We start from the raw sequence: 14,097 nt of genomic DNA on the forward strand, positions 1-14,097 counted from the left end.
GGGGGAAACCAGGGGCTTTACCCCGTCAATGTGACTCCAGGGAAAGGTCTGGTGACACCTGGTGCGAACCTGCCGTAAGGAACCGATCCGGTTAGAGAAACAACATACTCTAAGGCAGATGCAGCTGACCTCTGACCATGGTCACCATCAGGTCGGTGCCTTTGATTTCGGAGGTTTCGTCAGGACCTACGATTTGTGATTCTCCGTTAGGACCGGTCAGCTGGGACGCTCCCCCCTCGACTCCCAAGGGCAAAACAATCCACATCTTACCGGGGGTATAGGTGGTGGAGGGTGGCTGCCCGGCAATCTCCGCTTTAATATTTGCCACCACTACCCGCGCGTGTGCCCGAGCCGCGTCAGCCCGTTTAGACTCGTGAACATCGGTAATATCGCCGACCGCGTAGACGTGATTCTGACCTTTGACTCGCAGGTATTCATCCACCGTGACCTGCCCCTCACTGTTGAGGGAATCACCGTAGTTCGCCCGCAGATAGCCCGAAGCCGTTTGAGCGCCGTAGCACAGGAACCACATATCGGCGTCGATTCCTACTCCGGCTTGCGTCTCGACATGGAAAGGAGCCAGCTCACCGATATCGGTTGGCGGCAAATACGCCAAGGGAGCGCCCAAAACCAGACGCACTCCCGCCTGTTGCAAATCCGCGGTCAAAACCTCACGCAGGTCTTCGGCATACTCGTTAGACCCCAAAATATGCGGGGAACGATCCACCATAATGATTTCTATATCCGGAAAGTTCGTAAACAGCTCGCCGGCGAATTCAATGGCAACAGTACCCGCGCCAACCAGCATGACCCGCTTCGCTTGCGACAAATTATTCCGGGTTTCTTCCAGACGCCGTTTCGCCAACGAAGCTGTCGGGATATTGTGTTTCGCCGGATAGGGGTAGGTGGTCCCAGTCGCTAAAACCAGGTAATCCGCTTCAATAGGGTCATGATTTGCCAGGTGAACGGTGGTTCCCTCGACGCGGGTCGCTTCTCCGTGCACGACCCGACCGTGCTTTAATAGGCGCGAGTAGGGCATGAATATGGTGTGGGTCCAAATATCATCGACGGCGGCACGCAAAGCTGCTGCGTGATGCACGAACTGGTCTTTTTGTTCCACCAAAGTCACTTCGGCGACATCATCCAAACCGCCTGCCACGGTGATTCCCCCATATCCACCACCGACTACAGTAACTCGGACCACACTACCTCCCGCTTCAGCTCCTCTAGGATTGACGCCTTCCAACAAAACGTCTTAATCCTAACCTAAATGCCAGCTAGTGCACCGGTTTCGCGATAAATATTTCAACCGGTTCGGAGTGAGGTTTACAGTTCTGGCGCCAGCGGGACCTGCAAGGCTCGGGCAATGTTCGGGGGAAAGAATCCCTCCCCTTTCAAAACTTTACCGTCATCGCGATAAATCGGTTTCCCGTCCGGACCCAGCTTCGACAGATTGGACGCTTGAACTTCCTGCAATACTGCCGGCAGGTTGATTCCCGCCTCCAGAGCCATGCCGTAAACAACGTAGGTCAAATCTGCCAACGCATCGGCGACCTCGACAGTGTCGCGAGCGCCCTCGTCCAGTTCACTGATTCCGTCCATCACCCCGCGCAGCGCCGCATAGGCTTTCTGACCGTATAGCGCGCGCACCAACTCGGAAGTTTCTTCTAAAATCAGTGACAAGCGCATATGCATCCGCTCGTTTTCGATGTTTGGTCCCGTTGTCACCACTGGCAGGTCATAGACTTGGTGAAATTGCCGCACGAGGGCTTCCGGGTCACGCGGGTCGGGGGTAGGCAGTTCTGGTTGGCTCATTTTGTACTTCTTTCCCTAGTCCGAGGTGTTTCCCCGGTCACTGAGTTGCAATCGTTTCACAAGGGCGGTCCACTCGGTTGCCGGTTCGAGCGGGTCTCCCTGCAGCAGCGTCGCCACGGCACGGTCTTCTCGTTGTCCCTGATGCAAGCCAATACCACGCAAAATTCCGCCAAACCGAAAACCGCAATGCCACGCGACCCGGATGGACGCCAGATTTTCCGGGTGCGCTTCCAAGGTCACGCATTCAAAGCCCAACAGATTAAACGCGGTGGTGACTGCAAGTTGCAATGCTTCACGCATCAGCCCGCGTCCCCGCCATTCGGGCGCTATCCAATAACCGACATTTACAGTCTTTTCCATCCCGACTCGCAGCGAAATCGTCCCTGCCAGGTGGGCGGTTTGAGAATCAAAAGCACGGATAATCCAGCTGGCTCCCCCCTCGTCCCACAACCGGGGGCAAAGTTCGTTTAAAAAGTTGTCCGCGTGTTCCGGGCCGAAAGGCACTGGGATATTGGTAAATCTCTGGATTCCGGGGTCTTGGCAAGCTGCCGCGACTTCAGGTGCGTCCGCAGCCCGTGGCACGTCCAAGGTTAGGAGGGTGCCGTGCACCGGGAAGGGTCGATGCGCCCCGATTTCTCCTGCAGCGGCACTGGTGGAAACAAATTTAGCGATTCCCTGAACGAAAGGCGTTTCAGACATGAATCCCCCCGAACGAAAATACAACAAGGACCCGGATTACCGGGTCTTGTGCGAGGAAAGGGACTTGAACCCTCACGACCGCAATTGGTCACAAGCACCTCAAGCTTGCGCGTCTACCATTCCGCCACCCTCGCTGGCGCCAAAGGCAAATCAAATTTAGCGGGTTTAGCCGTCATTCTCAAGATGAGTTCCGCGACGGAAACACAGACCGCGAAATTTAGCGAAAAAACCGCGGATTGCCGATGCCGAAACGGAGCTCAGTCAGCTTCGGCGAATTGCCATATCTCGACCATGGAGGCGGTCGGAGTCAGGAAAAAGGCATTCTCATCCACATCGTCCTTGCCAGTCGCACTGGCTTTCACCAGAACGTAACCACTGGCCAGCTTGATACCAATCTGAGCCGGATCCGTGGCGGCTTCTGCGGAAAGAGTACCGTCCGGACGCATAAAACGAACCGTTTTTGCCGAGCCGCGCATCACCTCGGCGACCTCGGCGTTACCCGAGTAAACCCCAATCACAATCAGACCTGAACCCACCAGCGGATCACCGCGCACCAGGGATTTAGCCCGGACGGCAGAACGTTGGAAATAATTACGCCCTTCAACAATGTCATCAATCACGGTTTCATTCTTTCACGCCCACATAGTCAATGCCAGAATTTGGGGAATATTTACCAGGTGCTCGGGCCACCGGGCGACGCTGCCAGGAGCACTGCCGAAGTTTCATCCCAGCAGGCTGCGTAACTGATCGAGGGTGATTCCCGCAGACACTTCCCGATTCTCCTGACCGGAGAGTACCGCCCCAATGAGGTCGCGTTTCTTTTCTTGTAGCTCCAGGACGCGCTGTTCAATCGTGTCGGTAGCGACCAGCCGGTAAACATTGACGAATCGTTTTTGCCCCAGTCGGTGTGCTCTATCGACGGCCTGAGCCTCCGCCGCTGGATTCCACCACGGGTCGGTGAGAAACACGTAATCTGCCTGCGTGAGATTCAAACCAAATCCACCAGCCTTTAACGAAATCAGGAATACATCGACTTCTCCGTTTTGGAACCGTGCCACCTGCCGGTCGCGATCACGACTGGTGCCATCCAGATAGGCGTAGTCAATTCCCGCCTGATCCAGCCTTTCCCGCAGTATCGCCAAGAAAGACGTGAACTGAGAAAACACCAGCGCCTGATGACGCTGTCGGGGATTCAAGTTGCTATCATCGCGCAGCCCCTCCAGCGTTTGCAGCAGGTACGTGACTTTTGCCCCGTCCTCGTGTGCCTGCGGGTCGATGAGCTTGGCGCTCAGAGCAAGTTGGCGCAGTCGGGTCAAAGCCGTGAGGATGTTGATGCGAGGAGAATTGGCATCTGCGACTTGGGCTCGAGCTGCCGTCAAATATTTGGCGTACCAGGTGCGCTGCGCCGGTTCCAGGTCAATAGAGACTATCTGTTCAATCTTTTCCGGCAGCTCCTGAGCGACGCTCTCCTTGGTGCGACGCAGCAGGAACGGCGCCACCCGGTCAGAAAGTTCGGCAGCTGCCTCACCGCGATCACTGAGGGCTTCAGCGGCAAAACGGCGCGTGAATACCGATAGGCTGGGCAACACCGTGGGAACTGTCAGGGACATAATCGACCACAGGTCAGTGGCAGTATTTTCAATAGGTGTACCGGTCAAGGCAAAAGCCCACTTGGCGCGCAGACGCACCAAGGCTTTATGGGTGGCAGTGGAAGGGTTTTTCACAAATTGGGCTTCATCGAAAACTAAACCTGAAAAGCTCTGGGTCTGCCAAAAGTCTATGTCCATGCGCGCCAACGTGTAGGTAGTCAGCACCAAGTCCGCTTGCTTTACTTCGCGAGCGACCCGCTCCCAGTCCGCCGCGACCTTACCGACACTGGTCTTTTGCGCGTACAGATGCAAATCCGGGAACCACCGTGACGCCTGTTCCTCCCAAGTTCCCATCAAGCTGGCGGGAACTATCACAAACACCGCCCCGGCAGCGTTCGCGGGACTATCCATCAACTGCTGTTTTTGCCCAGCGATGACCGCCAGCATCTGCATGGTCTTGCCCAAACCCATATCATCAGCCAAGATGCCACCCAAACCAGCTGTAGCTCGAGCCATCATCCAATGGAAACCGTCCTCTTGATAGCCACGCCAAGTGCCTCGCGCCAATGCGGGTGTCGAAACTTCAGGCGGGTCCACCAATTTGTTGACGGCATGTTCCCAATCTCCGGAGAAGTGACGCGTCGTCGCCAGCGCGTCCAACGCCGAGACCAGTCCGAAATTGGAAATTCCGACCGAAAAGTCCGCCCCTCCGGAAAAATCGTTGAGCCCTAAATCGGTAAACTCCCGAATCAGCCGTTTCAGCTGCTGATTTTTCGCCGCATACAAATCCACCCAGTTACCCTCAGGGGTTTGCCACCAGCGTTCCACCCGCCCCAGGGCTGCCAGAAATTCTTTTGTGTCCAAGTCCTCTTGCCCCAGGCGCAACCCCAGGTCCAGCCCATAACGCAGCCCCCAGCCCCGCGGCTCGTCTTCAGGCAGTCCTTCAAAATCCGCAGCAAAGTCAGGGGCATCTTCGTCAGACTGGGATGTTGCTTGACCGGGAGAAATAATCTGGTCAATCCGCAGGTCAAGCGCAGGACCATCCGAAAAAATCTGAATGTGTTGCAGTTCGGGGGATATGTCCACTTCGGCACGTTGAGAAGCATTAATGGTTGCAATCAGCTCGCGAATCCGATCCAACTCAAAAATGGGAAATTTTTTCGTAAAGAACGTCTGAATCTCGGATGCATTCCATCCCCCCAGGGAGCCGACGCTATGCATCGCCTTTTGGATTTCCGAATCCGCAGTATTGGGATCCAGGGGCACTTCCACGGTGTCAGTGGCGGAACGACGACGTACGGTCCAGCGTATTTCGACCAGTTGGGGATTCATTTCGTGGAGGCGCAACAATCCACATAACTGAGGTGTACCAAAAGCATGTTCCTGGACCAGATTCATTGAGTCCGGGGACAGCATCCCCAGTTCTCCCAGGTGTTTGGCATAGTTCGCCCAAAAATCGTTGGCTTGCGCAGCCGGGATTTCCCATCGGGCCTGCGCCGCAGCCAGCGCGTGCAGTTCCTCGTTTACTCCCGCTTTAATTCCCGTACAGGCTACGAAACGCCCGCGCAACACTTGCAGTCTGGTGCCGAGAGACTGGCAGTCGGCGTCAGCGGTGTCTGCCGTTTCGTAGCGAGGTCCGGGCACAGAGTTTTCAGCACGAGCCACCACCGTCACCGAGCCGTCCTCGTGTGGGGTGATGACCAGGACGGCTTGAGACCCCCTAGTAGTGGGACATAACACAGTAGTACGAGTCGTGTCCGAATAGACGGTAACTCCGCTGGTGACGCACTTCTCCAGGAGGTCCAGACCGGTAGCGTCAAGGTGGCTTAACTTCACGAGTTGGGCGTGGGCACTGTGCTCGAAAAGGTGACGCATCGCGACGAGCTGGGTCGCATTCAGTCCCTTGGTGACAGATACCCACCGGGAGGTGAGGTCGCGCCAAGTAGCGCGTTTTTCTGTCCATTCCCCAGACAATGCCAGTCGCAGCGGAATCAGGGTTTCTCCGTCTATCTGGATAGCCAAAGGCTGGTTCGTAAAGTCCACTTCGCTAGCGTTGAGTAGACTTCCGAGCCCGGCACGCCAATCCATTTCATCAGCCATTCTGTCTATTTTACAGGTTTCAGCTCCGGATTTTTCATTGCATCATGAAACCTACTTAGAATAGGGGTGTTATGTTGCACGTGATCTTCTTTGAACCTCGCATTGCCGGGAATACCGGTGCGGCGATTCGCCTGGCTGCCTGTACCGGAGCTACCCTGCATGTGGTCGAACCGACCGTGTTCGACCTGGATAACGACACCAAGTTGAAGCGGGCAGGACTGGACTATCACGACCTGGCGCATCTGGAGCGTCACCCTGATTTGGACGACTGCTTGGCGCACGTGCCCGGCAAACTTTATGCCTTCACCGGTCATACTGACATCTTGCTGCCCCAGATTCAGTTCCAGGACGGGGATGGTCTCATGTTTGGTCCCGAAGATACCGGGCTGCCGGTTGAAGTCATGGATGACCCCCGTGTCACCAGCCGGGTTCGCATTCCTATGCTGGACGGACGTCGTTCCTTGAACCTCTCGATTTCGGCGGCGATTGGGCTGTATTATGCCTGGGGTCAACTCGATTACGCCGGCGGCATGTAGTTTCGTTTCCCGCGTTCACAAGTCTTGATTTCCCGTTTTTCCGCGCGCCTGCGCGGTTTTCTCCTTCCCTCATGTTAATCTCGGGGAGAGAGAGGGAGCACGTGTGATTAAATACTTGGGTTCAAAACGCACTTTGGTGCCGGCGTTGGCACAGATTGCGAACCTGTCGGGCGCGCGCACCGCCCTTGACGCGTTTACCGGGACGACCAGGGTTGCCCAAGCATTTAAAGCTCTCGGGATTACTACCGCCGCTAATGACGTGGCCAGCTATTCCCGGGTGCTGTCGGATTGCTATATCGCCACCGACAAACGTCAGATAAACGACCGCGAGCTGCGAACTATCTTGTGCGACTTAGAAGCCACCCCCGGCGAGCCGGGATACTTTACGGAAACGTTTTGCGAAAAATCCCGGTTCTTCCAACCGCAGAACGGAGCGCGTATCGATGCTATCCGCAATCGGATTGAGGCGGAGTTTGCCGCCGACCCCCGATACCCTATCCTGCTGACTTCTCTGATGGAGGCGGCAGACCGAGTGGACTCCACGACCGGGCTGCAGATGGCGTACCTGAAACAGTGGGCTCCGCGCTCGTACAATAACCTGGAACTGCGAGTGCCCGAGCTTCTGGACGGCACGGGTACCACCTACCAGCGTGACACGAACGCACTCATCGCTGACCCCGCGACTCCGCATTTTGACATGGTTTACCTCGATCCGCCCTATAACCAGCATCGTTACTTTACGAACTACCACATCTGGGAGACGCTGATTCGTTGGGATTGTCCCGAGGCTTACGGCGTGGCACAAAAGCGGATAGACGCGCGGGATTCCGCCACACATTCGGCGTATAACCGGAAACGCGAGATGCCCCAGGCTCTGCAAAGCCTGATTTCGCAGATAGACACGGACACGCTGGTGCTGTCCTATAACAATGAATCTTGGATTGATTTTGACACCCTGTTTGACTTGGTGGCTGCCCGTTTTGAGGACTGCGTGGCGCTGGCTTTTGACTATAAACGCTACGTGGGCGCCCAGATTGGCATTTACAATCCAGAAGGAACCAAGGTTGGTAAAGTCACCCACCTGCGAAATCTGGAATACCTGTTCGTCGGCTGCAGCGCGCAGGTTGGCGCGCGTATCCGGACCGCTTTCCACGTCCCCGACGCCCCGGCAGCTCCCTCAGAACCGCGCCTCCTCGCCCAAGTAGGCTAGTCCCGGGTGAGGTTTTTCTGGTTAGTCCGCGCTCTCGGGTGGAAACCCTGCACGCTGCGAATCCTTTTCTTATAAACTGAAGCAGTAAATGGGCATTGGTCTGCGGACGGTTCTAGGCAACAGGGGGATGCGTCGTGAGTGTGCGGGTGAGTGTTTCCCCAGAATTGCTATTGTGGGCGGTAGAACGCAGTGGTAAATCCCTGCTCGACCTGACCGAGAGCATTCCCGGTCTGGGGAACTGGATTAGCAAAAAAACCAGCCCGACTCTCAAGCAATTACAGTCTTTTGCGGATAAAACCCACACGCCTGTTGGGATGCTGTTCTTGGACACGCCTCCGGCAGAAGTTCTGCCTATCCCGGATATGCGAACAGTGAAGAACCGGGATCTTACGCACTTAACAGCAGACTTGCTGGATACGATCTATGATTCCCAAGCTAAACAAGACTGGTACCGTGACTATGCGCTGGAAAACGATGCAGAACCTCTCGATTTCGTCGCTTCCTGTAGTACAGGAACTCCTGTACAAGAAGCCGCAAAAAATGCTATAACGCTGTTGAAACTGCCCTTAACCCACCAAGAAGCCAGAAAATACGATGAGGCTTTTCGGGTCTTATGCCAAAGGGTTGAAGAGACCGGGATACTCGTCATAGTGAACGGGATAGTTCAACACAACACACACCGAATTCTAGACGTTGACGAATTCAGAGGATTCGCCCTGACAGATGCAATCACACCGCTAATATTCATCAACGGTCAAGATACCCGTGCTGGGAAAATTTTCACTCTCCTACACGAGTTTGGGCACATACTTCTGGGGCAAAGCGCACTAGACAACCCCACGCTTACCGATACGGGAAAATCCGATAAGAACGATACAGAACTGTGGTGTAACGAATTCGCGGCACACACCCTGATTCCCGATTCTCTCATCACAAACATAACCACAAGAGAACTCAACCAACAATTAGTCGATAACCTGGCTCGACAAACCTACACCAGCACGCTAACAGTACTGAACCGGCTTTACGGAGCGGGGCTATTATCCTGGGACAAATACACCACCTGGTATAAAAAAGAAGAAGAACAAGCATTAGAATACCTGCATAACTCGACCCCGGGCAGTGCGGGTGGAAACTTTTATAACATGCTCCCCTTGCGTGCCAGTAAAACCCTGACTCGCGCAATAATCACCAGCACTCTCGAAGGGCAAACCCTGTACACCGAAGCGTTAAGCATCCTCGGAATCAAAGATCCGGAAGCTATAGATCACCTCGCAAAACACTTGGAGGTGGCGTGAAATACCTGTTAGACACAAACATTTTTATCGAGTCCAAAAACCGCTATTATGGTTTCGACATAGCTCCCGGGTTCTGGGAGTGGCTAAATAGAGCCATGACCAACGGTGATATTAACAGTATTAAAAATGTTTATGACGAGCTGATGAACGGTAACGACAAAAATCTCCTTACCTGGATAGATTCCAGGAAAGGGTTTTTCCTGGACATTGACGAAAACACCTTGAAATATGTGAAAGACTTGAGTACCTGGGCTGGAGACCAACACTACAAGCAACATGCGATTAACACCTTCCGGCAAAGCGCTGACCTGTTCCTAGTTGCTTACGCTAAAGCGCATGGCTTTGTTGTAGTAACACTGGAAAAACCAGAACCAAACCGAAAAAGGCGCATAAAGATACCCGAAGCCTGCCAACACCTTAAAGTAAAATACTGCAACACTTTTGACATGATGCGTTCACTAAAAGCCAAGCTGATACTTTGATCTTTAGTACTGCGCCCCGCCGGCGTACCTTACGTATTTTGAGCACGATAGGGGGCCTGGAACCTCCATTCACAAGGGCGTTGGCTCACTCTTCGGGGAGCAAAACGATTCCGTCCATGTCGGCGTGCAAGGTGTCTCCGGGGCGCCACGTGATGCCCCCGAAGTTTAGCTCGACATCGGTTTCACCCGCGCTGTCTTTGGTGGATTTGCGAGGGGTTGTGCCCAGCGCTTTTATGCCCAGAGCCAGACCGCGAATCGTTGCCGAGTCACGAATTGCCCCGTTGATGATGACTCCCGTCCAACCATTCTTTACCGCAGCACCTGCAATCAGGTCCCCGCATAAGGCCGCGTGTAGGTCACCTTCGCCGTCAACAACCAAGACCCGACCCCGCCCCGGCGTGTTGAGCGTGGCTTTCACCAGACCACTGTCCAGGTGACAGTGAATGGTTGTAATCTTTCCGGCAAAAGCCTTGTGCCCGCCAAAGTTGGTCATCTGCATATCACAAACCCGCAGCTTGTCACCATATTCATCATACAAATCTGTGGTTGCGAGAGGGGCTATCATGTCTTGCTTCATTGTCGTTTCCTTTCCGAAACACCACCGCATAGCCGGAACAATCAGACGAAAACGGGCCTGGGGCGCTGTGTTGGTTTCCCCAGTTTAACGAATTTTCAAAACTACCGGGAAGGGAAACTGACTCCCAGGAACTTGGCGACTTCACGAGTATCCGGGTGGGCTTTTAACTCGTCCAACGTGCCGGTCTGACGAATCACGCCAGCCAGCATTATTCCCACCCGGTCCGCCACCAACGCCGCTTCTGCCTGATCATGAGTTACGTAAACAGCGGTGATTTGGCTGCGTTTCACAATGTCGCGAATTTCGGCAGCTAGCTCATATTTCAACTGTTCGTCAAGAGCAGAAAGTGGCTCATCCAGCAGCAGCAGTTTTGGTCTGGCAGCCAAGGCGCGAGCGAGGGCGACCCGACCAGCCTGCCCTCCTGACAGAGTATCAACCCGGCGCTTTTCCATGCCTTCCAACCGCACCAACTGCAGCATTTCGGCGACCGTGTGGGCTATTTCTGTTTTGCGGGGGCGCGGTCGGCGCAGTTCTAGGGCGTAGCCGACGTTGCGTTCCACGTTGCGGTTGGCAAACAGTTGGCAATCTTGGAACAGCATCGCGAACCCGCGCCGATGCGTCGGAACGGGTTGTTGGTTGACACCGTCCCAGGTCAGAGTGCCGGAGTCGGCAGACAGTAATCCTGCCACAATCTGTAGCAGGGTCGATTTCCCACAGCCGGAAGGTCCCAGCAGCACCATAATCTCGCCCCGCTTCACGTCCAGATTCACGGATTGCAAGATAGGCACTGGCTTCTCGCCGCGGCGATTTGGCGGGTAGGAAAATGTGATTTGCCGCAGGCACAAGCCCGGGTGGGCAGTTTCGTTCACGTGTTTATTCTCCCTTCGAGGACAGTTTAAGTCGCCACCGCAAACCTCGCGTAGCCGTGGCAAAACCGTTTTCTGCCACGAACATCACCAACGCACAAGTCAGCGCCAGCACCACGCTCGCGGCGGCGCTCGCCCCTTGTGCCTGCGCGGACGGACGGGAACTCAAAGCAAAAATCGCCACCGGCAACGTCGGCTCCAGCGGCCTGGCCAGGAAACTGGTCGCCCCGAACTCGCCCAGGGAAATCGCGAAAGCAAAGCCGGCCCCGACCCCGCTGACCCGCGCCAAAATGGGCAGCTCTACCGTGACGAAAGACTGCAGCCGATTTGCCCCCAGAGTCGCTGCCGCTTCTCGCAGATGTGGATTGATGGCCCGCAAGGTCGGCAATACCGAGCGTAACACCAGTGGCACCGCCACCACCGCTTGTGCAGCCGCCAGGAACGCCGCGTTAGCGGGCAGGGAAAGCGGCGGGGCCTGCAAAGTTATCAGCATTCCGAACCCCACCGTGACCGCACTGACGCCTTGGGGAGAGGAAAACAGCATATCGAACAGTTCTTGAGCACCGCGCCACCGCGAATTCAGCGGCACTCGGCGCGACACGACCAGAGACACCGATAACCCCATGACCAGGGAAATCACGCATGAGAGTAACGCCACCTGCAGGGAATATCCCCACGCTCCCCACGCCGTGCCCGGCAGCTGCGCTACGATTCCCGGCTGCCCCAAAGCCTGATAGTTTTCCAGTGTCCAGCGACCTGCCAGACGCAGCGAAGCCACCACCATGAAAACCAGTGGCACTGCCACTAACATAATCCCCAGACCCGTCAAGACCAGCGCGAAAGTGTCCTCACGGCGCACCCGCCGGGGCGGCACGGTACGCAGCGCCCCCGCGCGCTCAAAGCAAGCCCGCGCCACCCCGTTAATCCCCAAAGCTGCCAGCACGATGAGAATTTGCAGGATGGACAAAACCGCGGCTCCTGAAAGGTTGAGATAGCTGGCAGTTTCCAGGTAAATCTCAACTTCCAACGTCGTGATTTTTACTCCACCGAGCACCCGAATCAGACCGTAAGACGTAATGCAATACAGGAACACCAACGAAGCTGCGGCAAAAATCGCCGGTCCCAGCCGGGGCAGGGTCACGGTCAGGAACGCCCGAGCCGGACTGGCTCCCAATGCCCGCGCGGCTTGTGCGGGACGCGGATCCAAACGCATCCAGGCGTTGCCGACTATCCTCGCGACCAGGGAAAAGTTAAAAAACACCATCGCCAAGATAATCGCGGCGCGACTCTCGGAAAGCCCCAGGAAACCCAGGGGGGCACTCGGACCCAACAAATTCTGGAATGCCACACCGACTACTACCGATGGCAGCACGAAGGGCACCCCGGTCAGGGTGCGCCACACTCGGCGTCCCGGAATCCTCAGCCCGTAAAGCGCCCACGCCCCGGCGACCCCCAGAAACACTGAGAATACAGTCCCCAGCAAACCCATTTCCAGGGTCCAAAACAGCGTCGTCCAGGTCCGGGTTCGACCGAGCATCTCGCGCAGCGACCCGCCAACGCAGGCAGTCCCACCCGATCCCAGACCGGTCGTCGCACCGCTCAGCCCCAGACCGATAATCCGCAGGGTGGGCCAGAGAAAAAACAGCCCCAGGAAAGCCAGCGGCAGGAACACCATCACCGCTAGAGCCACCCTGGGGGCTGTCTTTTCCATTTATCGCCTTTCGAACGCTCGGGGCGCCTAGCCCATAATCGAGGCCCAGGAACGTACCCAGGCTTCGCGGTTCTTCACCACGTCGGCTTCTTTCAGCACGGCAGCCTGACCAGAGGGGGCGCCGAACTTCGCCAGCGGTTCGGGCAACTGTACCGAATCCAGCACCGGGTACATGTAGTTGTTCTCGGTCAGGTCCTTTTGCGCTGTTTCTTCGGTCAAGAACTGAACCAGTGCTGCCGCGCCCGCCGGGTTCTTGGCACCTTTCAGTACCCCGGCGTATTCAACCTGCTGATAGCAAGTCGCCGGTACGTTACCGATAGTAGAAACGCTCCCGTCATCGCTGACTGCCCAAGCCGGAGATGACGCATAGGACACCATAATCGGATACGCCGCGCTACCGTTGTCATTAGAACCTGCCGTAAAGTCAACGTTGAACGCATCATCCCAGGAGCCTGCGGACTTCACCCCGTTTGCTTTCAGTGACTTCCAGTAATCCATCCACCCGTTTTCACCCTTAGCTTTGATGGTGGACAGCAGGAAAGCCAGACCCGGCGTGGACGTACGAGGATCCTCTACCACGGTCAGATTTTTGTATTCCGGCTTTGTCAGGTCATCGAAAGTCGCCGGAGGCTGCTGACCTTTCTTTTGGAAGTAAGAGACATCGTAATTCACACAAACCTCGCCACGATCCACCGGGACCAATTGTTTTGAATCCCCGCGCAACTTTTGCACGCTAGGAGCGAGTTTCCCGGTGAAATCAGCCAAGGCTCCGGCATCAACGGCAGCCTGAGCAGTGTTGTTATCAAAACCGAACACGGCGTCACCCAACGGCGCGTCCTTGGTCAAAATCAGCTTGTTAGTCAGCTCTACCCCGTCGCCATTTTTCACGACCTTTAGCTTGTAACCGGTTTTGTCGGTAAAGGCGGCGGCAGTTTCATCGCTCAACGGGAATGAATCATAGGTCACAAGGGTCACCGTGCCGCTGGACTTGTTACTGTCAGTTCCCGGTGTGCCGGTGGCGCTGCTGGTCGGACGGGAATCGGTACAGCCCGCCAGCAAAGCCGCGCACATCCCTGCTGCAGCCAACACTGCCAAAGTCCGGGACGAGGCTTGTCCCCGAGTAATAGAAAACATATCTGCCCTTTCTAGAATCAGTAAGAGCAGGGGAAAAGTTCACGTCCTGAGCGACGTGAACCGAGATTTACTCGACTTCC

The 14,097-nt window shown here is 55.8% G+C and carries 13 protein-coding genes and 1 tRNA gene; 4 read left to right on the forward strand and 10 right to left on the reverse strand.

All coding sequences use genetic code 11. From position 1 onward, the window contains the following. Positions 1 to 109 precede the first annotated feature (109 nt). From HMPREF0576_RS03440 to HMPREF0576_RS03465, 6 genes are all read right to left on the reverse strand, one after another. Positions 110 to 1,204 (reverse strand): FAD-dependent oxidoreductase, encoded by a 1,095-nt coding sequence (locus tag HMPREF0576_RS03440; RefSeq protein WP_036324211.1) that lies wholly within the window; start codon positions 1,202 to 1,204, stop codon positions 110 to 112. Positions 1,205 to 1,326: 122 nt separating this feature from the next. After that, positions 1,327 to 1,815: a pyrophosphohydrolase domain-containing protein gene (locus HMPREF0576_RS09505; protein ID WP_004006856.1), complete on the reverse strand. Its 489-nt coding sequence runs from the start codon at positions 1,813 to 1,815 to the stop codon at positions 1,327 to 1,329. Positions 1,816 to 1,830: 15 nt separating this feature from the next. Next, entirely contained in the window at positions 1,831 to 2,514 is a 684-nt protein-coding gene (locus HMPREF0576_RS09510) for a GNAT family N-acetyltransferase (protein WP_004006857.1), read from the reverse strand. A gap of 49 nt (positions 2,515 to 2,563) precedes the next feature. Continuing rightward, positions 2,564 to 2,648, reverse strand: a tRNA-Leu gene (locus tag HMPREF0576_RS03455). A gap of 123 nt (positions 2,649 to 2,771) precedes the next feature. After that, positions 2,772 to 3,134: a hypothetical protein gene (locus HMPREF0576_RS03460; protein ID WP_004006858.1), complete on the reverse strand. Its 363-nt coding sequence runs from the start codon at positions 3,132 to 3,134 to the stop codon at positions 2,772 to 2,774. 102 nt (positions 3,135 to 3,236) lie between these two features. Continuing rightward, positions 3,237 to 6,203: a DEAD/DEAH box helicase gene (locus tag HMPREF0576_RS03465; protein WP_004010696.1), complete on the reverse strand. Its 2,967-nt coding sequence runs from the start codon at positions 6,201 to 6,203 to the stop codon at positions 3,237 to 3,239. A 71-nt stretch (positions 6,204 to 6,274) separates the two neighbouring features. On the opposite strand from HMPREF0576_RS03465, the gene HMPREF0576_RS03470 reads away from it, so the two are divergent. The 4 genes from HMPREF0576_RS03470 (at position 6,275) to HMPREF0576_RS03485 (ending at position 9,729) form a co-directional block, all read left to right on the forward strand. Next, the gene (locus HMPREF0576_RS03470; protein WP_004006860.1) at positions 6,275 to 6,739 is read left to right on the forward strand and encodes a tRNA (cytidine(34)-2'-O)-methyltransferase; all 465 of its coding nucleotides are present in this window, start codon (positions 6,275 to 6,277) and stop codon (positions 6,737 to 6,739) included. A gap of 103 nt (positions 6,740 to 6,842) precedes the next feature. Next, positions 6,843 to 7,949 carry a DNA adenine methylase gene (locus HMPREF0576_RS03475; protein WP_004006861.1) on the forward strand — a complete coding sequence of 369 codons (1,107 nt, stop codon included), beginning with the start codon at positions 6,843 to 6,845 and terminating at the stop codon, positions 7,947 to 7,949. A 134-nt stretch (positions 7,950 to 8,083) separates the two neighbouring features. Further along, complete coding sequence (locus HMPREF0576_RS03480) at positions 8,084 to 9,247, forward strand: ImmA/IrrE family metallo-endopeptidase (protein WP_245527320.1); 1,164 nt, start codon at positions 8,084 to 8,086, stop codon at positions 9,245 to 9,247. Then, positions 9,244 to 9,729 carry a DUF4411 family protein gene (locus HMPREF0576_RS03485; RefSeq protein WP_004006863.1) on the forward strand — a complete coding sequence of 162 codons (486 nt, stop codon included), beginning with the start codon at positions 9,244 to 9,246 and terminating at the stop codon, positions 9,727 to 9,729. The genes HMPREF0576_RS03480 and HMPREF0576_RS03485 overlap by 4 nt, the downstream gene beginning before the upstream one ends. Positions 9,730 to 9,814: 85 nt before the next feature. Here HMPREF0576_RS03485 and rraA read toward each other — a convergent pair whose 3' ends face one another. The 4 genes from rraA to HMPREF0576_RS03505 all read right to left on the reverse strand — a co-directional run bounded on the left by rraA (position 9,815) and on the right by HMPREF0576_RS03505 (position 14,017). Further along, complete coding sequence (rraA, locus tag HMPREF0576_RS03490) at positions 9,815 to 10,306, reverse strand: ribonuclease E activity regulator RraA (RefSeq protein WP_245527321.1); 492 nt, start codon at positions 10,304 to 10,306, stop codon at positions 9,815 to 9,817. A gap of 101 nt (positions 10,307 to 10,407) precedes the next feature. Beyond that, positions 10,408 to 11,094 carry an ABC transporter ATP-binding protein gene (locus HMPREF0576_RS03495; protein ID WP_004010699.1) on the reverse strand — a complete coding sequence of 229 codons (687 nt, stop codon included), beginning with the start codon at positions 11,092 to 11,094 and terminating at the stop codon, positions 10,408 to 10,410. An 85-nt stretch (positions 11,095 to 11,179) separates the two neighbouring features. After that, complete coding sequence (locus HMPREF0576_RS03500; RefSeq protein WP_004010700.1) at positions 11,180 to 12,883, reverse strand: ABC transporter permease; 1,704 nt, start codon at positions 12,881 to 12,883, stop codon at positions 11,180 to 11,182. Between the two features lie 27 nt (positions 12,884 to 12,910). Further along, complete coding sequence (locus HMPREF0576_RS03505; RefSeq protein WP_004006867.1) at positions 12,911 to 14,017, reverse strand: thiamine ABC transporter substrate-binding protein; 1,107 nt, start codon at positions 14,015 to 14,017, stop codon at positions 12,911 to 12,913. Between the last annotated feature and the right edge of the window lie 80 nt (positions 14,018 to 14,097).

It is taken from the genome of Mobiluncus holmesii ATCC 35242 (assembly GCF_000185445.1).
In the GTDB taxonomy this organism is placed as follows: Bacteria; Actinomycetota; Actinomycetes; order Actinomycetales; family Actinomycetaceae; genus Mobiluncus; species Mobiluncus curtisii.

Excerpts from the sequence above, each read along its gene's own strand:
- HMPREF0576_RS09505 (WP_004006856.1), bottom strand. The coding sequence starts at position 1,815 with ATGAGCCAACCAGAACTGCCTACCCCCGACCCGCGTGACCCGGAAGCC.
- HMPREF0576_RS09510 (WP_004006857.1), bottom strand. The coding sequence starts at position 2,514 with ATGTCTGAAACGCCTTTCGTTCAGGGAATCGCTAAATTTGTTTCCACC.
- HMPREF0576_RS03465 (WP_004010696.1), bottom strand. The coding sequence starts at position 6,203 with ATGGCTGATGAAATGGATTGGCGTGCCGGGCTCGGAAGTCTACTCAAC.
- HMPREF0576_RS03470 (WP_004006860.1), top strand. The coding sequence starts at position 6,275 with ATGTTGCACGTGATCTTCTTTGAACCTCGCATTGCCGGGAATACCGGT.
- rraA (WP_245527321.1), bottom strand. The coding sequence starts at position 10,306 with ATGAAGCAAGACATGATAGCCCCTCTCGCAACCACAGATTTGTATGAT.
- HMPREF0576_RS03500 (WP_004010700.1), bottom strand. The coding sequence starts at position 12,883 with ATGGAAAAGACAGCCCCCAGGGTGGCTCTAGCGGTGATGGTGTTCCTG.
- HMPREF0576_RS03505 (WP_004006867.1), bottom strand. The coding sequence starts at position 14,017 with ATGTTTTCTATTACTCGGGGACAAGCCTCGTCCCGGACTTTGGCAGTG.